18 protein-coding genes are annotated in these 21,143 nt (G+C 64.9%); 8 read left to right on the forward strand and 10 right to left on the reverse strand.

Going from position 1 to position 21,143, the window contains the following annotated elements:
* Positions 1 to 354 precede the first annotated feature (354 nt).
* Positions 355 to 1,038 (forward strand): rhomboid family intramembrane serine protease, encoded by a 684-nt coding sequence (locus EPB08_RS00005; protein ID WP_130617019.1) that lies wholly within the window; start codon positions 355 to 357, stop codon positions 1,036 to 1,038.
* A gap of 9 nt (positions 1,039 to 1,047) precedes the next feature.
* Entirely contained in the window at positions 1,048 to 1,371 is a 324-nt protein-coding gene (locus EPB08_RS00010) for a DUF1820 family protein (protein WP_130617020.1), read from the forward strand.
* Between the two features lie 8 nt (positions 1,372 to 1,379).
* Here the strand turns inward: EPB08_RS00010 and EPB08_RS00015 are convergent, their stop codons facing one another.
* From EPB08_RS00015 to tfpB, 3 genes are all read right to left on the reverse strand, one after another.
* A complete protein-coding gene (locus tag EPB08_RS00015) occupies positions 1,380 to 2,504 on the reverse strand; it encodes a hypothetical protein (protein WP_229238154.1) in 1,125 nt (374 codons plus the stop codon).
* Positions 2,505 to 2,587: 83 nt separating this feature from the next.
* Positions 2,588 to 3,310, reverse strand: a complete 723-nt coding sequence (locus tag EPB08_RS00020) for a glutamine amidotransferase (protein WP_130617021.1) — start codon at positions 3,308 to 3,310, stop codon at positions 2,588 to 2,590.
* Positions 3,311 to 3,355: 45 nt separating this feature from the next.
* A complete protein-coding gene (tfpB, locus tag EPB08_RS00025; protein WP_130617022.1) occupies positions 3,356 to 5,167 on the reverse strand; it encodes a type IV pilus assembly ATPase TfpB in 1,812 nt (603 codons plus the stop codon).
* Positions 5,168 to 5,263: 96 nt separating this feature from the next.
* Here tfpB and glyQ point away from each other — a divergent pair, with 96 nt between their 5' ends.
* Both glyQ and glyS read left to right on the forward strand, forming a co-directional pair.
* Positions 5,264 to 6,175 (forward strand): glycine--tRNA ligase subunit alpha, encoded by a 912-nt coding sequence (gene glyQ / locus EPB08_RS00030; RefSeq protein WP_038622893.1) that lies wholly within the window; start codon positions 5,264 to 5,266, stop codon positions 6,173 to 6,175.
* Positions 6,172 to 8,322 carry a glycine--tRNA ligase subunit beta gene (gene glyS / locus EPB08_RS00035; RefSeq protein ID WP_130617023.1) on the forward strand — a complete coding sequence of 717 codons (2,151 nt, stop codon included), beginning with the start codon at positions 6,172 to 6,174 and terminating at the stop codon, positions 8,320 to 8,322. Before glyQ ends, glyS begins: the two co-directional genes overlap by 4 nt.
* 74 nt (positions 8,323 to 8,396) lie before the next feature.
* Here glyS and EPB08_RS00040 read toward each other — a convergent pair whose 3' ends face one another.
* A complete protein-coding gene (locus EPB08_RS00040) occupies positions 8,397 to 8,963 on the reverse strand; it encodes a helix-turn-helix domain-containing protein (protein ID WP_130617024.1) in 567 nt (188 codons plus the stop codon).
* Between the two features lie 354 nt (positions 8,964 to 9,317).
* Here EPB08_RS00040 and EPB08_RS00045 point away from each other — a divergent pair, with 354 nt between their 5' ends.
* Both EPB08_RS00045 and EPB08_RS21330 read left to right on the forward strand, forming a co-directional pair.
* Positions 9,318 to 9,785 carry a hypothetical protein gene (locus tag EPB08_RS00045; RefSeq protein ID WP_130617025.1) on the forward strand — a complete coding sequence of 156 codons (468 nt, stop codon included), beginning with the start codon at positions 9,318 to 9,320 and terminating at the stop codon, positions 9,783 to 9,785.
* A gap of 244 nt (positions 9,786 to 10,029) precedes the next feature.
* Positions 10,030 to 10,152 carry a hypothetical protein gene (locus EPB08_RS21330; RefSeq protein WP_267873327.1) on the forward strand — a complete coding sequence of 41 codons (123 nt, stop codon included), beginning with the start codon at positions 10,030 to 10,032 and terminating at the stop codon, positions 10,150 to 10,152.
* A 53-nt stretch (positions 10,153 to 10,205) separates the two neighbouring features.
* Here the strand turns inward: EPB08_RS21330 and EPB08_RS00050 are convergent, their stop codons facing one another.
* Entirely contained in the window at positions 10,206 to 10,385 is a 180-nt protein-coding gene (locus EPB08_RS00050) for a hypothetical protein (RefSeq protein ID WP_130617026.1), read from the reverse strand.
* Between the two features lie 259 nt (positions 10,386 to 10,644).
* Between EPB08_RS00050 and EPB08_RS00055 the strand changes: the two genes are divergently transcribed.
* Positions 10,645 to 11,529, forward strand: a complete 885-nt coding sequence (locus tag EPB08_RS00055) for a YbaY family lipoprotein (RefSeq protein ID WP_130617027.1) — start codon at positions 10,645 to 10,647, stop codon at positions 11,527 to 11,529.
* 186 nt (positions 11,530 to 11,715) lie between these two features.
* Here EPB08_RS00055 and EPB08_RS00060 read toward each other — a convergent pair whose 3' ends face one another.
* From EPB08_RS00060 to mnmG, 5 genes are all read right to left on the reverse strand, one after another.
* On the reverse strand, positions 11,716 to 13,734 hold the full coding sequence (locus tag EPB08_RS00060) for an autotransporter outer membrane beta-barrel domain-containing protein (RefSeq protein WP_130617028.1): 2,019 nt from the start codon (positions 13,732 to 13,734) through the stop codon (positions 11,716 to 11,718).
* Between the two features lie 196 nt (positions 13,735 to 13,930).
* Positions 13,931 to 16,264 carry a Tex family protein gene (locus EPB08_RS00065; protein WP_130617029.1) on the reverse strand — a complete coding sequence of 778 codons (2,334 nt, stop codon included), beginning with the start codon at positions 16,262 to 16,264 and terminating at the stop codon, positions 13,931 to 13,933.
* 92 nt (positions 16,265 to 16,356) lie between these two features.
* Positions 16,357 to 17,100, reverse strand: a complete 744-nt coding sequence (locus tag EPB08_RS00070) for a winged helix-turn-helix domain-containing protein (RefSeq protein WP_165418339.1) — start codon at positions 17,098 to 17,100, stop codon at positions 16,357 to 16,359.
* Positions 17,101 to 17,475: 375 nt separating this feature from the next.
* Positions 17,476 to 18,255, reverse strand: coding sequence for an RDD family protein (locus EPB08_RS00075; protein ID WP_130617031.1), 780 nt, complete (start codon positions 18,253 to 18,255; stop codon positions 17,476 to 17,478).
* Between the two features lie 148 nt (positions 18,256 to 18,403).
* Entirely contained in the window at positions 18,404 to 20,278 is a 1,875-nt protein-coding gene (gene mnmG, locus EPB08_RS00080; protein ID WP_130617032.1) for a tRNA uridine-5-carboxymethylaminomethyl(34) synthesis enzyme MnmG, read from the reverse strand.
* A 581-nt stretch (positions 20,279 to 20,859) separates the two neighbouring features.
* Here mnmG and EPB08_RS00085 point away from each other — a divergent pair.
* Complete coding sequence (locus tag EPB08_RS00085; RefSeq protein WP_130617033.1) at positions 20,860 to 21,045, forward strand: hypothetical protein; 186 nt, start codon at positions 20,860 to 20,862, stop codon at positions 21,043 to 21,045.
* Positions 21,046 to 21,143 lie beyond the last annotated feature (98 nt).

Genomic DNA, 21,143 nt, shown 5'->3' on the forward strand with positions numbered 1-21,143 from the left:
GTAGTGTGAATCCTCATGCAAGAGTAGGTCACCGCCAGGGGCTTTATCCCTCAAACGCCTTCCCATCCGGGAAGGCGTTTGTCTTTGCGCGCTTCCAAAACAATACGGCGTGACCGAGTGTCGATCGCGCGCCGGGGCCGCGCCGACAACTGCAGCGCACGCCGCCGTTGTAGGAGCGCACCCAGTGCGCGATCCGCGCCGGCTCGTGCATCGGATCTGTTCCGGGCGCACTCGCCGACAAAGCCCGTTCACGGCTGACCGCCACGATGCGCAAGCCTCTGCACCGCGCCAACAGCCCCGGATCGCCTATGATGCTGGGCCTATCCGGCCGCCATTTTGCGGAGTACCCATCCTGTGTTTGTCCATGTCGAAACTCGTCGGCGCCAGCATGTGCAGTGGGCTACTGCGCTGCTGGTGGTCGTCACCGTGATCAGTTTCGTTGGACTGGCCTTGATGCCGGCGCCGCAGCGCATGTCGATGTGGTTGGAATGGGGCACCGTGCCCGCCAACATCTTCGACGCGAAACAACCGATTCTTCCGCAGCTGCATGATCCCGCGTTGCTGCGCCTGTTCACCGCGTTGTTCATTCACCTGGCCTGGTTGCACCTGCTGGGCAACCTCCTGTTCCTGGTGATCTTCGGCATTCCCGCCGAGCGGGCGCTTGGCTCGCTGCGTTTCCTGTTGCTGTTCGTGCTCGGCGGCATCGTGGCCAACCTGGTCGGCGCATTGTCGCTGGCCGGCGTGCGCTCGCCCATCATCGGCTGCAGTGGCGCGGTGTCCGCAGTACTTGGCACCTATATCGCGCTTTTCCCGCGTGCACGTCTTGGCCTGGTGGTGCCACTCGGCCTGTATCTGGAATTCGTGCGCATGCCGGCGTTCCTGCTGATAGGCATCTGGGTATTGTTGCAGCTGCTCTTCAGCTATGCCGGGCCGAGCTACGGCGCGGTGGTGTGGTGGACGCACATTGCCGGCTTTTTGTTTGGCGTGGTTTTCGCGCTGTTTTCCCGCGATGACATCGCCCGTCGCCTGCGCGGCTAACATAGCGCCATGCGCAACAAGAAACTCTACAAAGTCACCTTCCTGCACCTGGGCAAGTGCTACGAGCTCTATGCCCGGCACGTGGCGTCAAGCAGTCTCTGGGGTTTCACCGAAGTCGGTGATCTCGTGTTCGAACCGGTGGGCGAGGGGATCCTCGTCGATCCCACCGAAGAACGATTGCGCGATGAGTTCAAGGACACGCGCGTGCTGCATCTCCCGATGCAATCGGTCGTACGCATCGAAGAAGTGGAGAGCAAGGGCGCGCTGGTGATCCGCGACGCGGCTGATGGGCAGAAAATCACGCCATTTCCGATGCCGCCCCGAGGGCGTTGAATCATCGACTAAACGTGGTGGACGACGGCAATCACGATCTCCACCACGATCAAAGCGATGATGGCGAGCTCAAGCAGTTCGCCGCGTTTGCTTGATGCTTCCTCATAAAGGGCCGAATAACTGCCGCGGATGATGGCGAGCTTGCGATCGACCGCCTTGCTCACGTGGGGGACGCGAAAGAGATCCAGCGCCGCCGTATAGACGCGGGCGAGATACACGTCTTCGGTGACTTGCAGCGCGTTGTCGACTTTCTCCGTGACCTCGGTGACTTCAGCCACCAGCGTGTACAGGCGTCGCGCAAGATCCGCGTACCGTCGTGCCGCAAACGGATTGGCGACATTGCGCGTGGCTTCGATCAGGTCATACATACGCGGCAGCTCGGCGTCGAGCAGCTCGTCGTAGTAGCGCAGTTCCAGCAACTGGGCGTTGGCCACCTCGAGGACGTCCAACACGTCCGAGTCATCGCGAGGCTCCACGATGAAAGCCCGATCCCAAGTGAGGATCACCAGGTCGTCGGTGTAGTACGCATAGCGTTGGCGAAGCAGGTCTTGTGCAGCCTGCTCCGATAGCGCGCGTGATTCGCCGGAAAGCAGCGGGACCAGGTCGAGATCCTTATGCAGCGTCGCCGTGCCGCTGACGCCCTCAAGCGAGTGCACCAGCCCCAGCAGATAGTCTTCATGCAGTGGAGCGGTGCTGGGCCGCACGAATGCGGGGGTGAGTACCTCGCTGATCTGTGCAATCAGCCGATTCCACACTTCGCTGCCGGAAGCGATGCCCAAAGCGGCATCCATGGCATTGACGCGTGCGCTGAACTCCACCCAGGGAAGGTCATCGGCCTGCACGCGCAAGGAAAACGCCGCCACGCCGAACTCGTAGAACCGCACCATCGCGGCCGCTTGCATGGGGCGATTGCCGACGACGACCTCCACGGGCTCCAGCACGAGTTCCACCGGAGGGACGCCAAATGTCATCGCCTTGGGCGAGGTGGTAATCAGTCGACTGCGTGCCGCCAGGGTCCTGGCATGCCGGGCCCATAACGCTTCCACCCCGGTCAGGTCGATGGTGTCCGCGATGTCGACCAGGCGCATCGCGATGACTGACGCACGATGTACATGCGGCTGCCGTTGTCCCATGGGGCGATCCTCGTCCGCGACGCCTAGCCCACCAGTGGGCCGCATCCAGGATCAGATTCTAGGCAGCGGAGATGACGCGAATGTCAGCGCGAGGCGAGACCGTGGTGCCGGGAGAACTGCCTGAACAGTCGTCGCGCCAACGGCGTGGGCGCCACCTGGCGGAAGGCGTTGTGTGGATCAAAACCTTCGCGCCGCATGTCGTGGTGCTTGCGATCGATATAGGCGCGCATCACGTCGGCGTTGAATTCCGGGTGGAACTGCGCGCTCATCGCGTTGGCGCCATAGCGCACGAGATGGTGCGGATCGCGCGCGGAGCTGGCGAGTACCGTGGCATCCTTGGGCAACTCGAGCACGCTCTGCTCGTGCGTGGCGTGGACGCGGAACTCGGACGGGAGTTTGTCCGTCAACGGATCGCTCTTTGCCTCGTCCAGCATCTGGATGGTCACCGTGCCGATCTCGCGACCACCCGGCAGGTAATCGACACGCCCACCGAGTGCATGCGCCATGAGCTGGTGCCCGTAGCAGACACCGAACAAGGGTAGCTGCTCGTCCATCGCATCGCGGATCCAACCCGCCGTGCGTTCGCTCCAGGCGGCGCGGTCAGTGACCATCGCCGCGGAACCGGTAATCAGGGCACCTGCGACCTCACTGGGGGGCGGCAGCGTTTCACCGGCCTCCACGTCGACGACGCACATGCGCTGCGTCGACAGCTGTGCTCCCAAGCGGAACCAATGCGGGAAGTCGCCATGTCGCGCGCGGATGGGAGCCGGGGCGCGACCGGTGCGGATGATCAGGACGGGTTTCATGCGGCGGACATCGGTGGTGACGTGCGGGAATACATCATGCAGATTTCAGGCTGAACCATGCTCGATGGGCGGGATCACCGTCAGCACTTCCTGCACCGTGGTCACGCCACGTGCGACCTGCGCCGCAGCGGAAATCCGCAGTGGGCTCATGCCCTCGGCCAGTGCCGCATGGCCGAAGTGGCCCAGGTCCAGCTGCGAAGAAATGAGGCCGCGCAAGCGCGGCGACAGCATCATCATTTCATAGATGCCGGTGCGCCCCATGAAGCCGGTATTGCGACATTCCAGGCATCCGACCTGCGTATAGACCTTCTCTGGCAGGGGCAGCGTCCAGCCATGCGTGAGCGCGGTCCACTCGTGCGGATCCTGCGTGGTTTCCGCCTTGCAGTGGGGGCACAGCGTTCGAACCAGTCGCTGCGCCACCACGCCGGTCAACGTCGACTGGATCAGGTAGTGCGGCACGCCGAGGTCGAGCAGGCGCGTGACTGCACTGGGCGCATCGTTGGTGTGCAGCGTGGACAGCACCAGGTGGCCGGTAAGCGAGGCCTGCACGGCCATCTGTGCCGTGCTCAGGTCGCGAATCTCGCCGACCATGATGATGTCCGGGTCCTGGCGCAGCAGGGTACGCACGCCGGCCGCGAAATCGAGGTCGATCGCCGGCTGCACCTGCATCTGGTTGAATTCGGGGCTGACCATTTCGATCGGGTCTTCCACCGTGCACACGTTCAATTCGGGCGTGGCCAGATGCTTGAGCGTGGAATAAAGCGTGGTGGTCTTGCCTGAACCCGTGGGGCCGGTGACCAGCACGATGCCGTGCGGCCGCTCCACCATCGAACGCCACATCGCGCCCTCCTCCGGGGAGAAGCCCAGCTGCGCGAAATCCTTGGCGACGATGTCGGGATCGAAAATACGCATCACCACCTTTTCGCCAAACGCGGTCGGCATGGTGGAAATACGCAACTCCACTTCGCGACCACCGCCGGAGCGTGTCTTGATGCGGCCGTCCTGGGGCCGGCGCTTCTCGGCCACGTCCATGCGCGAAAGGATCTTGATACGCGCCGTCACCGCGGTCATCACCGGCGGTGGCAGTTCGAACACCTTGTGCATCACGCCATCGATGCGGAAGCGCATCTGGCCGGCGTCGCGGCGTGGCTCCAGGTGGATGTCCGACGCACGCTGTTCGAACGCGTACTGCAGCAGCCAGTCGACGATGTGCACAACGTGGCGGTCGTCCGCGCCGACTTCGCCGCCCTTGCCCAGCTCCACCAGCTGCTCGAAATTGAGGATGGCGGAGGAGTCGTAGCCGGTGTTCTTGGCGTCCTGTGCCAGCTGGATCGAGCGCTGGACGCCGTAGAACTCCAGCAGGTAGCGGTTGATGTCCAGCGGGTTGGACACCACCCGCTTCACGTCCCGGCGCAGCATGTGCGAGAGATCGGCGGCCCACGCGTTGTCGAACGGCTCGCAGGTGGCGAAGGTGACCTCGCCCGTCGCGGCGGCTACCGGCAGGATGCGATGGCGCTCGGCGTAGGCGCGGCTGACCACCTGGGTCACCGCGGCCACGTTGATCTTCATCGGGTCGATCTTGAGGTAGGGCAGCTTCGCGTGGCCGGCCAGCCACTCGGTCAGCGTCTCCATGGCCAGCGGACGGCCAGGATCGCGCTGGTTGGGCAGCCTTGCGTTGGCCACCAGCACCAGCGGATGCAGCTCTACCGTGGCGCGGCCGCTGCGCGAACCCATGCGCACCTGCTTGGCATCCTCGGCCAGCAGGTAGCCGTCCACCACCAGGGTGGCGAGCAACTCGTCGAGGCCGAGTCGGTTGCGGCGGCCAAGCAAGGACACGGATTGCGCGGAAGCAGCCATGCAGCGATCTCTCCTGATCGGGCTTCGCCCCGAAAATCCAGCGGCGAAAGCGGTCCCGGCTATACTAACCCGCTTTATTGAAGCCCACGGAAAGCCATGTCCGCGCGCACCTTCCAGGATGTGATCCAGACCCTCAACCGCTACTGGGCGGCCCAGGGTTGTGTCTTGCTGCAGCCCCTCGATACCGAGGTCGGCGCAGGTACCTTCCACCCCGCGACGTTCCTGCGTTCGCTCGGTCCCGAGCCGTGGTCGGCGGCGTACGTGCAGCCTTCGCGCCGTCCCACCGACGGTCGCTACGGCGAAAACCCCAATCGCCTGCAGCATTACTACCAGTACCAGGTCGTGATGAAGCCGAACCCGGACAACATCCTCGACCTGTACATCGGTTCGTTGAAGGAGCTGGGCCTGGATCCGCTGGTGCACGACCTGCGTTTCGTCGAGGACAACTGGGAATCGCCGACGCTCGGCGCCTGGGGTCTCGGCTGGGAAGTGTGGTTGAACGGCATGGAGGTGACCCAGTTCACCTATTTCCAGCAGGCCGGCGGCCTGGAGTGCCGTCCCGTCACCGGTGAGATCACCTATGGTCTCGAACGCTTGGCGATGTACCTGCAGAACGTGGACAACGTCTACGACCTGGTGTGGACCGAAGGCCCGCACGGCACGGTCACCTATGGCGACGTGTTCCACCAGAACGAAGTGGAGCAGAGCACCTACAACTTCGAGCACGCCAATGTGCCCGAGCTGTTGCGCTGGTTCGACGTGTGCGAAGGCGAGGCCAACAAGCTGATCGCCGCGAACCTGCCATTGCCTGCCTACGAGCAGGTGATGAAGGCCAGCCACACCTTCAACCTGCTGGATGCGCGCCGCGCCATCAGCGTCACCGAACGCCAGCGCTACATCCTGCGCGTGCGAACGCTGGCCCGTGCCGTAGCCGAAACCTATGTGGCGCAGCGCGAGAAGCTTGGCTTCCCGGGCCTGAAGAAGAATCTCAAGGAGCAGGCCGCATGAGCGCCGCCACCAAGCCACTGTTGATCGAGCTGGGCACGGAAGAACTGCCCCCCAAGGCGCTGGACGAACTGGCCGCCGCGTTCGTGCGCGGTGTGTGCGACGGACTCGCCAAGCGTGGCGTGGATGCGGCGCTGGACCAGGCGAAGCTGTACGCGTCGCCGCGTCGTTTGGCCGTCCATATCCCGGCCGTCGCGCTGAACCAGCCCGAACAGAACATCGAGCGTCGCGGCCCCGCGGTCAATGCCGCGCTGGATGCCAACGGCCAGCCGAGCAAGGCGCTGCAGGGCTTTGCGCAGTCGTGCGGCGTCACCGTCGAGCAGCTGGAAAAGCTCGAAACGGACAAGGGTTCGTGGTTCGTGTTCCGCGCGGTGAAGCCGGGTCAGCCGGTAGCCGCGTTGCTGCCGGAGATCGTGGACGAGGCGCTGAAGGGCCTGCCGATTCCCAAGCCGATGCGCTGGGGCGATCACGACTACAGCTTCGTGCGTCCCGTGCACTGGCTGGTGATGCTGCACGGTGCGGAGATCATCGACGGCACCGTGCTGGGCCTGGCCAGCGGCCGCAAGTCACGCGGCCACCGCTTCATGCATGCGCATCCCGTGCATGTGGTCGATGCCGACAGCTGGGCGGACGCGATGTTCGCCGCCAAGGTGCTGGCTGACCCAGCCGCACGTCGCCAGAAGATCCGCGACGAGATTGCCCGCGCGGCCAAGGAAACTGGTGGCGTGCCGCGGCTCGACGACGCGCTGCTGGACGAGATCGCCAACCTCACCGAGTGGCCGGTGGCGATCGCCTGCCAGTTTGATCGCGAGTTCCTCGCCGTGCCGCCCGAAGCGCTGGTCACCACCATGGAGACCAACCAGAAGTTCGTGCCGGTGTTCGATGCAGACGGCAAGCTCACCGAGCATTTCATCGGTGTGGCCAACATCGAGAGCAAGCAGCCGTCGGAAATCCGCAAGGGCTACGAGCGCGTGATCCGTCCGCGTTTCGCCGATGCGAAGTTCTTCTGGGACGAAGATCTCAAGACCCCGCTGGCCGGCTACCAGGACCAGCTGAAGAACGTGACCTACCAGCAGGCGTTGGGCAGCCTGTGGGACAAGAGCGTGCGCGTGGCCGAACTGGCGCGCATCATTGCCAACCGCGTCGAGGTGGACGCCGGTGAAGCAACTCGGGCTGCGGCACTGAGCAAGTGCGACCTGCTGACGCGCATGGTGGGCGAATTCCCCGAACTGCAGGGCGTGATGGGCCGCTATTACGCCGCCCATCACGGCGAGGCCAAGGAAGTAGCCGACGCGCTGGACAGCTATTACCAGCCGCGTTTTGCGGGCGACGCGATCGCGTCCGGCCAGGTCGGCCGGGTGCTCGCCGTGGCCGATCGCATGGATACGCTGGCCGGCATCTTCGCGGTGGGCCTCAAGCCCAGCGGCAACAAGGACCCGTTTGCGCTGCGTCGTGCAGCCTTGGGCCTGGCACGTACGCTGGTCGAAGGCGGTCTGGATCTCGACCTGCGTGGCAGCTTCGTCGAAGCGCTGGAGCTGTTGCCCGAAGCCGCGCTCGCGGCGGGCCTCAAGCCCGGCAAGGACGGCAAGGCGCCCGCGCTCGATGCGGGCAAGCGTCGTGCGGCCCTGGTCGATGAGCTGGTCGAGTTCGTCTTCGAGCGCCTGCGTGGTTACTACGCCGAGCAGGGCTTCACCGGCGAGCAGTTCGAGGCCGTACTCGCGGTGGCGCCGGCGACGCTGGTCGATTTCGACCGCCGCCTGCGCGCGGTGGCTGAGTTCGGGCGCCGTCCGGAAGCCTTGAGCCTGGCCGCCGCCAACAAGCGCGTGGCCAACATCCTGCGCAAGCAGGCGGAAGAGGCCGGTGCGCCGCCGGTCGGTGCCGCCGTGGATCCGGCGCATTTCGAGGCGGATGCCGAACGGACGCTGGCCGCTGCGCTCGACAGCGCGCGTGCCGAAACCGCCGCGCCGTTGGGCGCTGGCGACTATGCGGCTGTGCTGACCCGTCTCGCACAACTGCAGGCACCGGTCGACGCATTCTTCGACAGCGTGCTGGTCAATGCGGAAAATCCGGCGGTGCGTGCCAACCGCCTGGCCCTGCTGGGCCAGCTCAAGGCGCAGTTCGGTGCGATCGCGGACATCGCCCGCCTGTAACGGCGCGGCGATCGTCCATCGCAAAACGGCAGCCCAAGGGCTGCCGTTTTTTTATGTGTGCAGTGGAACCGGCCTCAGGCGACGACCTGACGGCCGCGCTTCACGCGCTCATGCAGGCGCTGGTTGAAGGCGACCATCTCGCTGGCGTCCACATCCGCACCGCCCGGGCCGAGGATCTCGTAGAGATCGGCCAGCATGTCGGCGTTGTCGGCCAGGGTCAGGCGGCTCTCGGCCAGATCCAGTTCCGACTGCAGAATGCGCAGCGCGGTGTTCAGGCGCGCCGGATCCATCGCCATGCCGCTGGCGTGCAGCGTGTCAGCCGCCGTGCGCAGCTTGGAGCGGTGGCGATTGGCCGCGGCTTCGGCATTCGGCAGTTCCTCGCCCGATGCGATCGCATCCGCCTGGATGGTGCCTTCGCCGGCGACCAGCCACACCAGGGAAATGCCCAGGGTCTTGGCCAGGGTGACGCAACGCGCGCGTGAAGGATCGGTATTGCCGTCGCGCCAGCTGCGCACGACGCCCTCGGAGAAACCGCACATACGCGCGATCTCCGTGACGCTCCCCACGCGCTGGATCAGCACCTTGATGCGATCCGCGAAGGTATTTGAGGGTTCGTTGGACGAAATTTTCTGCATGTTCATCGCAGTTTCCTGACGGATGGCGACTGTTGTAGGGAGCGTGAACCCGACTTTGAAACATCAACGTGAATCAAGTGTAATGAAGATGCGAAGAAGTCGTTAGAAATCTGTTTACACTCGCAAGATTTCTCTATCGGGTCCGTGAATTCTTGTAAGGCCTGCTTCCCCTGGGTGAAGAGGCGAGCCGACTCCAAACAACGCAATTGTCCTTGATTGGTGATCAAGAACGTGTCGGTCCATTCAGCTGCCAGACAGTTTGTGAGGGGGCGCAAGGCCCTGACTCGGCGACTCTCCCTGGAAAGGCGAGTTTTTTCGACTCCCGGTTGGGGCCGGGAGTCTTTTTTGCTGCGAGAAGTCATGCAGTTCCGCAAAAAACTCGGCAACAAACTTACGGTTGCCGTACGTAGGGCGCTGTCCGTAGGTATTTTCGGCATCGTCGGACACGCTTTCGCTCAGGCTGTCACTGGCACGGCCTGCCAGGACGGCACCAGGAAGCTGGAGACCGCAGGGCGCACATCCCGCGCGTGGATGCCGAAACCTTCCAACTCGTCGTACATGGGCACCGATGGCAAGGTCCACTGCGGCGGCGCTGCCAGCCCGTTCAATGGCGGCGCGCGGTGGCCCCCTCTGCCGCCGGAGGGCCAGGCCGGCACAGGCCCGCTCACCGACGCGGATCTCCAGTCCTGTCGGTTCCCCGAGCATCACGGCACCGACACGACCACCGGGGCCGACCGCAGTCCGCACCACGTGGACGGCTTCGACGTCTCGCATCGACTGATGCAAGAAGGTCATCAGCTCCGACACGATGCAGAACCTTCTGGATGACCGATGACCGCCACCAGGCTGGCATCCCCACCTCTCGCACGTGCGTGCGCCGCGACCCGGCCACTAGGGCATCGACCGCATGTGCCACAGCCTGACCAACGAGGGCTGGCATAAGAGCGCTGTTGACGGCGTCGGTGCGACCGATCGATTCAACCACCACCAGATCGGCCAATTCGCGGCGCGCAGGAACGCTACTTTCGTCGGCTAGCTGATCGTCAAGGCCGGCGACAATCCGGCGGCCAGGGTGCAGCCGTGCACCGGCATCGGCGCCAAGTTCCGCGTGCTCACCAACGTCACGCTGGGCCGGACCCATGGCATGTTCGGTGCGACCTGGATGGCGCGCCACAACTCGGGCACAACCGAGTAATGCGTGGCCGTGGTCATGGCCGAGTACAACGATGAGAACCACATCGATCCATTCTACGGTGCGCAGCTTATGCGCCATGTCGCCAGCACCGCGTTCAACGACGTGCAGTTCCGTTGGAACATGCCGTAGAAGGGCATCGCGTCGGTCGGCGCGATCAAGGTGTTCGACGAGGAAGGTCCCAACATGTACTTGAAGCCGGACAACTCCTTCGCGTACAGCGGTGGCTTCGACATCGGTCGCTCCTGCCATGGAGTACATGCCGTGTTTCCAGGTCGTATCGAGGCTGTTACAGAGGTGGCCCGGGAGCGGGCCGCTTTTTGCTCATCAGACATTTAGACGCCTAAACCCGCGGCATACGGTCGCGCATGGGCCAACTTTTACAACCCCTTGATTTTGGGCTATCCTGCAAAACTCCCCCGTGTAGAGTCGAGGCGTGTTGGGCGCCTGTTGGTTCTCGCGTTATAAAGTCCTGACAGTCGATAGAGGTTTCCCATGCGCAGGTTGGTTTGGTCGCTGATGTCGGTCGCGGCACTGGCTCTCGCCGGTTGCGGCAATTCTTCCGATTCTTCCCAGAACGCCACGCAGGGCGGTGAAACCGCTGCCGCGTCCGGCTCGACTGCCCCGGCAGCCGCTCCCGCCAAGGCCAACGCCATCACCGGCCAGGTGACGCTGCGCGACACCGCGCAGGTGTCCGCCGACGCCAAGCTGCAGCTGACCCTGGTCGACGTGTCGACCCAGGACGCGGCGCCGCTGGCCACCAAGACCGTGCAGCCGGCCAATACCTTCCCGCTCTCGTTCGAGCTGGAGTTCAATCCGAACGATGTGAACCCGGCCGGTCTGTACGTGCTGAAAGTCGACCTGGTCGACGGCGATCGTCATTACACCCCGCCGCTGCAGACCCAGGTGCTGACCAAGGGCGCGCCGACGCAGGTGAACATCCAGCTGGTGGCCGAGCAGACCGCTGGTGAAAAGGAACTGGCTGCCTTCACCGCCGTGCAGAAGCAGATCGGCGGCATGAAGATCAGCAACGGCACCAAGCTGGAAGACAAGGTGTCGCGCGGCTGGCAGCTGTTCCGTGAGGCTGGCGAAGTGAAGTTCATCCGCGAGCAGGTCGACTACGGCGACAAGGGCTTCACCAGCACCGACTACGCCTACAAGGGCGGAAAGCCGTGGGTGGTCGTGCAGCAGAAGAAGTCCAGCAAGGACGCCAAGCCGACCGAAACCGATCGCGCCGCCTGGGGCCAGGATGGTCAGCTGGTGCTGAAGACCGCGGAAGCCGGCGGCAAGACTTCGCCGCTCAGCGATGACGCTGCCGCGGACCTGCAGAAGCAGGCCGACGCGATCCTCAAGCTGGCGACCAACGGCAAGGGCAAGTAAGCCCAGCCACCGTTGAAACGAAAGAGCCGCCCGATGGGGCGGCTTTTTTGTGCCCGCCGTCTGGCCGTCCAGACGGCCACGGGCGGATGCTCGCCTGTCATGCGCATGCTCGAAGCGCGGCGTCCAGGCAAAGAAAAGGCCGCCCACGCTCGCGGGCGGCCTTTTCGCCAGGGCGATGCTGTTGCCTTAGAAGGCGTACTTCAGGCCCAGGTTGATGCTGTTGTACTTCTGGCTGTTGTCGCTGAAACGGCCGCTATAACCCAGCCAGCCGCTGAGTGCCTGGCTGAACTGTGCACCCAGGCCCACGTCGGCAGTGCCCCAGTTCTTGTCGGGGGTGAAGCCCACCACCGAGAAGCTGCCCGGCATGCCATTGAGGCCGGCGGTTACTTCGCGCGGGTCGGCCTTGCTGTCGTTGTTGAACGCTACTTCGGCGTAGGGAGTGAGCATCGTGTTGCCCGCCTGCCAGTGGCCCTCGAGGCGCCAGCCCAGCGTGGAGATGAGTGCGTCTCGCTGCTGGCTGCCGAACCACATCGCGCTGCTGTCGCTACCGCTCTCGTTGTAGCCGTTGACCTTGATGGACTGCCATTCGAACGTGGCGAACGGGCCGGTGCGCAGGCTCGAGAAATCGAACCACCAGCCGCCGGTGACACCCGCGCCCACGTGGTTGCCGTCGGCCTTGGCGGTTTCCGTGCGCTGGGCGGCGCCGATCTGGATGCGGCGCTCGATGTCGGAGAAGTTGTCCTGACCGAAGTCGAGATAGCCGCCGATGTAGCCGCCACCCTGGTGATAGGTCAGGTAGCCCAGGCCCGAGATGTCCTGCAGCTTGTAGCCGCCGCCACCCTGGTAATCGGCATTGTGCTGGCCGAAGTTCATCGCCACGCCGCCGGACAGGTTGTCATTGAAGCGGGCGTCGGCACCTACCGTCAGATTGACGTTGTTGCTGGTGGTCTTGGGCGAACCGCTGCTGGCGTCGAAAGTCTGGTCGCCGTAATCCACATTGGCGAACACGCGGGTATCGCTGCCCTGGCCATCGGCCAGCATCTGAGTGCGGATGGCGCGGTTCTGCGCGGCGATCGAAGCCAGCGGTGCCTCGGCGAGCAGCGAGGCATAGCCCGGCGCGCTCAGGATGGAGACCACATACTGACCCAGCATCACGTCGGCGGCGGTAGTGGGATGCACGCCATCGGCGAACAGGTAGGTCTGGTTGGTGCCCGCCGCGTAGGTGAACGGCAAGCCCGAGCCCTGCGGACCGCACTGCACCGAACTGGAGCCCACGCCGCAGGCTTCGTTGGTGACATTGGTGAAGCCATAGAGCGACGGGTTGGCAATCACCTCGTTGAGCAGGCTGTAGGTATCGATCGGAACGATGCCCTTGCCCAGCGAAGCAATGCCCGCATTGAGCTGGCCATTGAAGACCAGGCTGAGGCCGGTGAGCGAGGATGCGGCCGAAGCGCCCTGTTCAAGGGCGGACGGCGTCAGGCCGATGTTCGGCAGGTTGAACACCAGGATGTTCTTGACGCCGGCTGCCTGCAGCTGGCCGATGAGCTTGACTTCCTGCTGGGCGGCGGCAGCGGTCGCCGCCTGTGCCTGGTCCGCCGTCATGAAGCCCGAGACCTGGGCGCCGGCCTGCACGGCCTGAATCACCGTGGCGCTGATCTGCTGAGGGGTCATGACAGCTGCCTGGGCGGCCGAAATGACCTTGTTGGACACCAGGAACCCGATCTGCACCGCTTCGGGCTGCTGTAGCAGCGTTTGCGCCGCCGCGCCCGCACCGACGGAGGTGGCGGCGTAGAAGATGTCGTTTGCGCCACCCCAGATGGAATAGAGCGCCTTGCTGTCCACCTTGCTGGTGGCCAGGTAGTAGTTCACCTGGGTCGAAATGGTCGGCACGGCCGAGGGCGTACCCGGCGAGTTGGTGAGCACACCGGCGCCGCCCCAGGCGAAGTCACTGCCGCCCGCCTGCGACGCGGTCAGGTTGTAGCCGTAGTAGCTGGCCACGTTCTGTACGGTCACCGTACCCGGATTGGTGGTGAACTTCAGCGTCGGCTGGATGGAAGGGTCAAGCGCCAGCGAGATATTGCCCGCGTCGCTGAGGCTGTCGCCGAAGGCGATGACGTTGCTGAACTGCGAACTGGCCGCCATGGCGGACGAGCTGAAAAGCAGGGCGGCGGTGATGGCGCCGGCGATAAGGCGAGTACGGGGCATGAATGACGCTCCTGGGACCGGGATGGTCTTTGTTATTCCGTTGTTACGGTAATGCATGCCCATACGTCAGCGCATGCTGCGGTGCATCGCAGCATTTCGCCGCCAGGTGGGGCAGGCGGGGGGAGATTTGGCCGCCAGCCAGAAGCCCGAAGAGGCGCTTGGAAAGCACCCGCTGCGGGCAACGCTGGTCGTGCGATTAGCGCTTCATCGCCTTCGCCATTGCATCGGCAAAAGCGTTGTTGGCCGGCGCAGCGGCAGGCTTCGGAGCGCCGCCACCCGGGCGCGGACCGCGGTTGTCGCGCTGTCCGCCACGTGGAGCGTCGTTGCCGCCGGCCGGGCGACCGCCACGGGCCTGCTGGCCCGGTTCGTCGTCCAGGCGCATGGACAGGCCGATGCGCTGGCGCGGGATGTCGACCTCCATCACCTTCACCTTGACGATGTCGCCGGCCTTCACCGCATCACGCGGGTCCTTCACGAAGGTGTGCGAGAGCGCCGAGACGTGCACGAGGCCGTCCTGGTGCACGCCGATGTCGACGAAGGCGCCAAAGGCCGCCACGTTGGTCACACGGCCTTCCAGCACCATGCCGACGCGCAGGTCCTTCAGGTCTTCCACGCCTTCGGCGAAGCTGGGCGCGACGAATTCCGGGCGCGGGTCGCGGCCGGGCTTCTCCAGCTCCTTGAGGATGTCGCGCACGGTCGGCAGGCCGAACGTTTCGTCGGTGAACTGCTCGGCCTTGAGGCCGCGCAGGAAGCTGGTGTCGCCCATGATGGAGCGCACCTCGCGGCCGCACTGGGCGATGATGCGCTCGACCACCGGATAGGCTTCCGGGTGCACCGCGCTCGTGTCGAGCGGGTTGTCCCCATTGGGCACGCGCAGGAAGCCCGCGCACTGCTCGAACGCTTTGTCGCCCAGGCGCGGCACCTTGAGCAGTGCCTTGCGGTTGGCGAACGGGCCGTTGGCGTCGCGATGCTTCACCACATTCTCCGCCACGCTGGCGGACAGGCCGGCGACGCGCGAGAGCAAGGCCGCCGAGGCAGTGTTCACGTCCACGCCGACGGCGTTCACGCAGTCCTCGACCTTGGCGTCCAGCGCGCGTGCCAGCTTCACCTGGTTCACGTCGTGCTGGTACTGGCCCACGCCGATGGCCTTGGGCTCGATCTTCACCAGCTCGGCCAGCGGATCCTGCAGGCGGCGCGCGATCGACACGGCGCCACGCAGGCTCACGTCGAGATCCGGGAATTCCTTCGCAGCGGTTTCGGAAGCCGAATACACCGAGGCACCGGCTTCGCTGACCACCACCTTGGACAGCTTCGCTTCGCCGAGCTTCTTGATCATCTCGCCGGCGAGCTTGTCGGTCTCGCGCGACGCGGTACCGTTGCCGATGGCGATGAGGTCGACGTTGTGCTGCTTGCACAGCTTGGCCAGCTGCACCAGCGACTCGTTCCACTGCCTGCGCGGCTCGTGCGGATAGATCGTGTCGGTGGCGACCAGCTTGCCGGTCGTATCGACCACGGCGACCTTCACGCCGGTGCGGATGCCCGGGTCCAGGCCCATCACGCTCTTGGCGCCGGCCGGTGCGGCCAGCATCAGGTCCTTGAGGTTGTCGCCGAACACGCGGATCGCTTCGTCCTCGGCGCCTTCGCGCACACGACCGAACAGATCCAGCGTGAGATGCAGATGCAGCTTCACGCGCCAGGTGAGGCGCACTGTCTCGCGCAGCCATGCGTCGGCGGCGCGGCCGCGATCGAGGATGTTGGCGCGCGAGGCCACGCGGCCTTCGCCTTCCAGATGGCCTTGCTCCATGTCCAGCGCAGGAGCGAGCTCGAGTTCGATCACGCCTTCGTTGCGCGCGCGCATCAGCGCGAGCAGGCGATGCGAGGGGATCTTGCCGATCGGTTCGACGTGGTCGAAGTAGTCGCGGAACTTCGCGCCTTCGTTCTCTTTGCCTTCCACCACCTTCGCGCGAATCTGGCCCTTGTCCCACATCCAGTCGCGCAGTTCGCCGAGCAGCGTCGCGTCTTCGGCGATGCTTTCCATCAGGATCGCGCGCGCGCCGTCGAGAGCAGCGCGCACGTCGGCCACCCCCTTCTCGGCATCGACAAACGAAGCAGCAAAGGCTTCAGGCGATTGTGTGGGATCCTCGCGCAGGCCGGTGGCGAGCGGCTCGAGCCCGGCTTCGCGCGCAATCTGCGCCTTGGTGCGACGCTTGGGCTTGTACGGCAGGTACAGGTCTTCCAGGCGTGCCTTGGTGTCGGCGCTGAGGATGTCGCCCTTCAGCGCATCGGTCATCTTGCCCTGTTCCTCGACGCTGGCGAGGATCGCGCTGCGGCGCTCCTCAAGCTCGCGCAGGTAGCGCAGGCGTTCTTCCAGCAGGCGCAGCTGGGTGTCGTCGAGGCCGCCGGTGGCTTCCTTGCGGTAGCGCGCGATGAACGGCACGGTGGCGCCGCCGTCGAGGAGATCCACCGCGGCATGGACCTGGTCCGGTTTGGCGGCGATGTCCTGGGCAATACGTTGTTCGATGCTGAGCATGAGGCTGAAACGATTCCTGTGCGTTCGACGATGCGACACGCCGCCTGTCGGGGCGTACCGGACCTTCGATGATAGCAAGACCGCCGCCTCGCTCATTCCCGGGCGGCAGGGGCCCTTTCAGGAAGCGTGTGCAGGTAACCGGCGCCACCCGGGTGCGGTGAGGTTTCGTCTTGATGAGACGGATACAGGGTGGCGATGCGACGGGTGCGCGGCCAATGCCTGGGGCGCGGCGCATGGGTGCTGGCATGGATGAAGGGGAGCACCACGAAGGCGGGCTGCGGTGACGTGCGTGGCGCCCTGACCTGGTCGCGCGGCGGATGCCACAGGCTCGCCGCGGCCAGCATCGCCACGATCGCGGCGACCATGATCACGGCGGCCAGCCACGGCATCGGAGCGGAGGTTGGGCGATCCGGCGGCTTTGCCGTGGAATCGGACGGAGGGAGCGGCGAGTCGCGTGGCGCATCCGGCTCAGAGGCCGCCGGCACAACGGGCGACTCGGGCGTCCGATGCACGTCACCGATGAAGCGATAGCCCAGCGTATGCACCGTCGCGATATAGCGCGGATTGCCGGCGCAATCCCCCAGTGTGTGCCGCAGTTGAGAGATGACGCGCGTCAGCACTCCGGGTGTGACGTGCCGATGACCCCAGGCAGCGTCAAGCAGCGCTTCCTTGCCGACCACTTCGCCGGCCTGCTGCAACAACGCCAGCAGCACGGAGAAAGCCTTGGGTTCAACCGAAAGCGACACGCCTGCACGTACGAGCCGATGCGCACGCGGCTCGACCACGATGTCGTCGAACTGATAGATCCAGTCGATGCCAGGTTGGGAGTGGGCCATGACCTTGCCAGGTGTATGCCCCCCTGTGTCGGCGAGAATGCGCTCTTCGTACTGGCGAGCGCATCCGCCATAGGTCATAACAAACCGCACCCTGCGTGCGTGATGACGACCATGTCGTGCGCGCCGAGTGCGGATGGCGCACGTGCAGGTACACGTGGCGTGTGCATGTTGTTGCGTGAGCGGAAGTGCGCCGTGAACTGCGTGTGCTGATGGCAGCACATGAGCCGGCTTCTGCACGCGGGTAGCACTATTGCCGGAAGAGCGCGCGCCGATGTCCGAGACTTCTCGGACATCGGACGCATCGTGCTTAAGTTCTATAGGGCGCGCATGCCGCAGCACAAGGAAGTGCGCACGTCATAGCGACAAGCAGATGCCTCAGGCGCTGATCGAGCCCTGGTCGCGGCGAGCCTGCGACTGCTGCGTCGGCGCATCGCCCGGACGCCCGTTGAGCACCAGTGTCTGCGCAAGCATGTCATGCAGACCTTGCTTGCGCTGCGTCCACGCCACCATCAGGAAGCCAAAGCACAGCATGAAGGCGCTGAGCAGCTTGCCGAAGTAACGGCCGGTGGCGCGCAGGAAGCTGATGCGGCCACCAACAAGGTCAGTGACGCGGATGCCCAGTGCGCGCTTGCCCAGCGTGGCCTGCCATGCGGAGCTCTCGCATGTGGCGAAATACAGCCAGGTGAGGAGGGTCTGTGCCATCAGCGCGGGGCCGAGCGCGTGGAAATAGGTATCGAACGCCTGCAGGGCGAGCTGCGGATCGCTGCCGGCAGCGAGCTTGGCCTGCAGGTACGCCTCGGCGGCCTCGTTCGCACCAAACAGGCTGCTCAGCAGCATGTTGGGAATCCACAGCACGAGTGCGTCGAGGATGTAGGCGGCAACGCGCTTCCAGAATCCGGCGTAATCGGTGAGCGCTGCAGTGGGATCGGCGGCGCGCGTTCCTGCGTCGTAAGGCGGAGCGGGAGGCGGCGTGAAGGCAGGTGGTGCCGCGCGGACTTCATCGGGAAACAGGCTGGAAAGCGGCTGCCAATCGGTCATGCCTTCGTGCCAGCCCAGATCCTGCGGGCTCACCTGGCCGCTGCGCAGCCATTGACGCACATCGACTTCCTTGTAAGGGCCGTGTCGCTCACCGTCCCGACCGATCCAGACTTCCATACATGCATGCTCCACCGATCAATGGTGTGCATGATGCCATGGGTGGCGGTGATTTCCGTCTCGCTCCGGCCCGTGAATGGCAGGCACGACCACTGGTGCCGCGTTACACGACCTTGCGCCGGGGTGCAGGAAAACGGCTCGCGGGTGATCAGGCGGCGGAACGCTTCAAATGGACCAGCAGCAGGGAGATCGCGGCCGGCGTCACGCCGCTGATGCGCGCAGCCTGGCCGATCGTTTCCGGTTGCACGCGCTTCAACTTGAGCAGCACCTCGGCGGACAGGCCGCGCACCTTGTCGTAGTCGAAGCTGCCGGGAATTGCTGTCTGCTCATGGCGGCGCTGGCGCTCGATCTCTTCGCGCTGTCGTTCCAGGTAGCCGGCGTACTTGGTCTGCACTTCCACCTGTTCGGCGACGACGTCGTCATCCACGGCGGGCCCGATGCCGTTGACGGACGTCAGCTTCGCGTAGTCGAGTTCCGGACGACGCAGCAGATCGAGTGCATTCGTCTCGCGACTCAGCGTGACGCCGAGCTGTTCCTGGATGTTCGCGCCCAGGGCGTTGGCGGGCGCGGCCCAGAGCGCGCCGAGGCGCTGCGTCTCCCGTTCCACCGCATCGCGCTTGGCACGCAGCGCGTCGTAGCGCGCCTGCGGCACCACGCCGAGCCGATGGCCGGATTCGGTGAGACGCAGATCCGCATTGTCCTCGCGCAGGTGCAGGCGATATTCGGCGCGCGAAGTGAACATGCGATACGGCTCGATCGTGCCGTTGCTGGTGAGATCGTCGATCAACACGCCGACATAGGCCTCGTCGCGACGCGGATACCAGGGCGATTCGCCCTTCACCGCGAGTGCGGCGTTGAGGCCGGCGATCAGTCCCTGTGCGCCTGCTTCCTCGTAACCGGTGGTGCCGTTGATCTGGCCCGCGAAATACAGGCCCGGGATCGTCTTGGTTTCCAGCCACGGGTGCAGGCCGCGCGGATCGAAGTAGTCGTACTCGATCGCATAACCCGGTCGCGTGATGTGGGCATGTTCGAAGCCCTTGATCGAGCGCACCAGCGCCAACTGCACGTCATAGGGCAGCGAGGTGGAGATGCCGTTCGGATAGACCTCGAAGGTGTCCAGGCCTTCCGGCTCGATGAAGATCTGGTGCGAGGTCTTCTCGGCGAAGCGCACCACCTTGTCCTCGATCGAGGGGCAGTAGCGTGGGCCTACGCCCTCGATCTGGCCGCTGTACAGCGGCGAGCGGTCAAGCGAGCCCCGGATCAGCTCGTGGGTATGCTCGCTGGTGTGCGTGATCCAGCAGCTCACCTGGCGTGGGTGCTCGTCGCGCGAGCCGAGGTAGGAGAACACCGGCGCCGGATGGTCACCGGGCTGTTCCTCCAGCCCGGTGAAATCGATGCTGCGCAGGTCGATGCGGGGCGGCGTACCGGTCTTCAGGCGCTCGGCCGCCACCGGCAGTTCACGCAGGCGCTGGGCCAGCGTGCTGGCCGGCGGATCGCCGGCGCGGCCCCCGGCGTACTGCGCCGGACCGATGTGGATCTTGCCCGCCAGGAAGGTGCCGGCGGTCAGCACGACGGCCCGCGCCCGGAACTTCAGGCCCATCTGGGTCACCACGCCGGTGACGCGGTCGCCTTCGAGGATCAGGTCGTCCACGGCCTGCTGAAACAGCTCCAGGTTGGGCTGGGTCTCGACGATCCGGCGGATGGCGGCCTTGTAGAGGGCGCGGTCGGCCTGGCAGCGCGTGGCGCGCACAGCGGGGCCCTTGGAGGCGTTCAGGGTGCGCCACTGGATGCCGGCGAGGTCGGCCGCATGGGCCATGGCGCCGCCAAGGGCGTCGATCTCCTTGACCAGGTGACCCTTGCCGATGCCGCCGATGGCCGGGTTGCAGCTCATCTGGCCGATCGTTTCGATGTTGTGGCTGAGCAGCAGGGTGCGCGCGCCGGTACGCGCCGAGGCAAGCGCTGCCTCGGTGCCGGCATGGCCACCGCCGATCACGATGACGTCGTAGTAAGTGGGATGAAACATGGACTGCCCCGACAAAACCTGCCCCGGATGCGCAGGAATGGACCAAATACGGCGCTATGGTAGCGCCACTACGGCCTCCGGGCCGCTGGCACGCTTCCTGCTTTGACTTCCGTGCACTTTCCACAGGCAGAAGCTGCGCGACAACGCGCGCCGAGATTGAGCGACAGGGGCTTGATCGCGTGCTGGGGAGAGGAAGCAAGACGGCGCCCCTCGGGGCGCCGTCGTTTTTTTCAGGCCTTGCCCAAGCAGAGGGCGTTTCCTAGCCTAGATAAGATCTGGCGCCCGGCGGTCTCAGGAACAGGGGGAATCCAGGATGACCGTGTTGCCGGGCGCCAGAAACCGAGAATGCGGGTCGCTGGCAGCGCTGCTTGTCGCTGTGCGTTGAGGTGGATATTTACGCCTGCACCGTGAACGTGGAGTGACTAAAACGCCTGTTTGTGCCGTCACTTGGCAACTGCTGACGTACAGCGTCAATCCGTGATCCATGGCCATTTTTCTTGTGAGCCGCATCACATTGCTGGCATGGCCGTTGCATTTCCTCCCAAGCCAATCAATGCGAATCGTTTGGAAGGAGCTAGCTCATGGATTTCAACTTCGATTTCCAGCCTGTCTATCCGCATCACGACCTGCTGATTGAACTGGGTCGCGTCGAAATGGCGATGGACCATCTGGACGCCCGCAGCGAAGACGAGCGCCAGGTGCTGCGTCCGCGCCTGCTGTCCCGCATCAGCCGCCTGCGCGACGAACTGCAGCGCCTGGAAGTCTGACGCACCACTGCGTGGTATCAGGTTGTCGGCATATGGACGTCCAGATGTCCGTCTGCCATTCGAGGAGAGTCACCGGGCGCGGTTGCGCGCCAGCGTGA

The organism is Dyella amyloliquefaciens (assembly GCF_004296575.1).
Taxonomy (GTDB): Bacteria; Pseudomonadota; Gammaproteobacteria; order Xanthomonadales; family Rhodanobacteraceae; genus Dyella; species Dyella amyloliquefaciens.

What these genes read in the sequence shown, in the direction of transcription:
- EPB08_RS00010 (WP_130617020.1), top strand. Translation starts at nt 1,048, where the DNA reads ATGCGCAACAAGAAACTCTACAAAGTCACCTTCCTGCACCTGGGCAAG.
- EPB08_RS00015 (WP_229238154.1), bottom strand. Translation starts at nt 2,504, where the DNA reads ATGGGACAACGGCAGCCGCATGTACATCGTGCGTCAGTCATCGCGATG.
- EPB08_RS00020 (WP_130617021.1), bottom strand. Translation starts at nt 3,310, where the DNA reads ATGAAACCCGTCCTGATCATCCGCACCGGTCGCGCCCCGGCTCCCATC.
- tfpB (WP_130617022.1), bottom strand. Translation starts at nt 5,167, where the DNA reads ATGGCTGCTTCCGCGCAATCCGTGTCCTTGCTTGGCCGCCGCAACCGA.
- glyQ (WP_038622893.1), top strand. Translation starts at nt 5,264, where the DNA reads ATGTCCGCGCGCACCTTCCAGGATGTGATCCAGACCCTCAACCGCTAC.
- glyS (WP_130617023.1), top strand. Translation starts at nt 6,172, where the DNA reads ATGAGCGCCGCCACCAAGCCACTGTTGATCGAGCTGGGCACGGAAGAA.
- EPB08_RS00040 (WP_130617024.1), bottom strand. Translation starts at nt 8,963, where the DNA reads ATGAACATGCAGAAAATTTCGTCCAACGAACCCTCAAATACCTTCGCG.
- EPB08_RS00045 (WP_130617025.1), top strand. Translation starts at nt 9,318, where the DNA reads ATGCAGTTCCGCAAAAAACTCGGCAACAAACTTACGGTTGCCGTACGT.
- EPB08_RS00050 (WP_130617026.1), bottom strand. Translation starts at nt 10,385, where the DNA reads ATGTCGAAGCCACCGCTGTACGCGAAGGAGTTGTCCGGCTTCAAGTAC.
- EPB08_RS00055 (WP_130617027.1), top strand. Translation starts at nt 10,645, where the DNA reads ATGCGCAGGTTGGTTTGGTCGCTGATGTCGGTCGCGGCACTGGCTCTC.
- EPB08_RS00060 (WP_130617028.1), bottom strand. Translation starts at nt 13,734, where the DNA reads ATGCCCCGTACTCGCCTTATCGCCGGCGCCATCACCGCCGCCCTGCTT.
- EPB08_RS00065 (WP_130617029.1), bottom strand. Translation starts at nt 16,264, where the DNA reads ATGCTCAGCATCGAACAACGTATTGCCCAGGACATCGCCGCCAAACCG.
- EPB08_RS00070 (WP_165418339.1), bottom strand. Translation starts at nt 17,100, where the DNA reads ATGGCCCACTCCCAACCTGGCATCGACTGGATCTATCAGTTCGACGAC.
- EPB08_RS00075 (WP_130617031.1), bottom strand. Translation starts at nt 18,255, where the DNA reads ATGGAAGTCTGGATCGGTCGGGACGGTGAGCGACACGGCCCTTACAAG.
- mnmG (WP_130617032.1), bottom strand. Translation starts at nt 20,278, where the DNA reads ATGTTTCATCCCACTTACTACGACGTCATCGTGATCGGCGGTGGCCAT.
- EPB08_RS00085 (WP_130617033.1), top strand. Translation starts at nt 20,860, where the DNA reads ATGGATTTCAACTTCGATTTCCAGCCTGTCTATCCGCATCACGACCTG.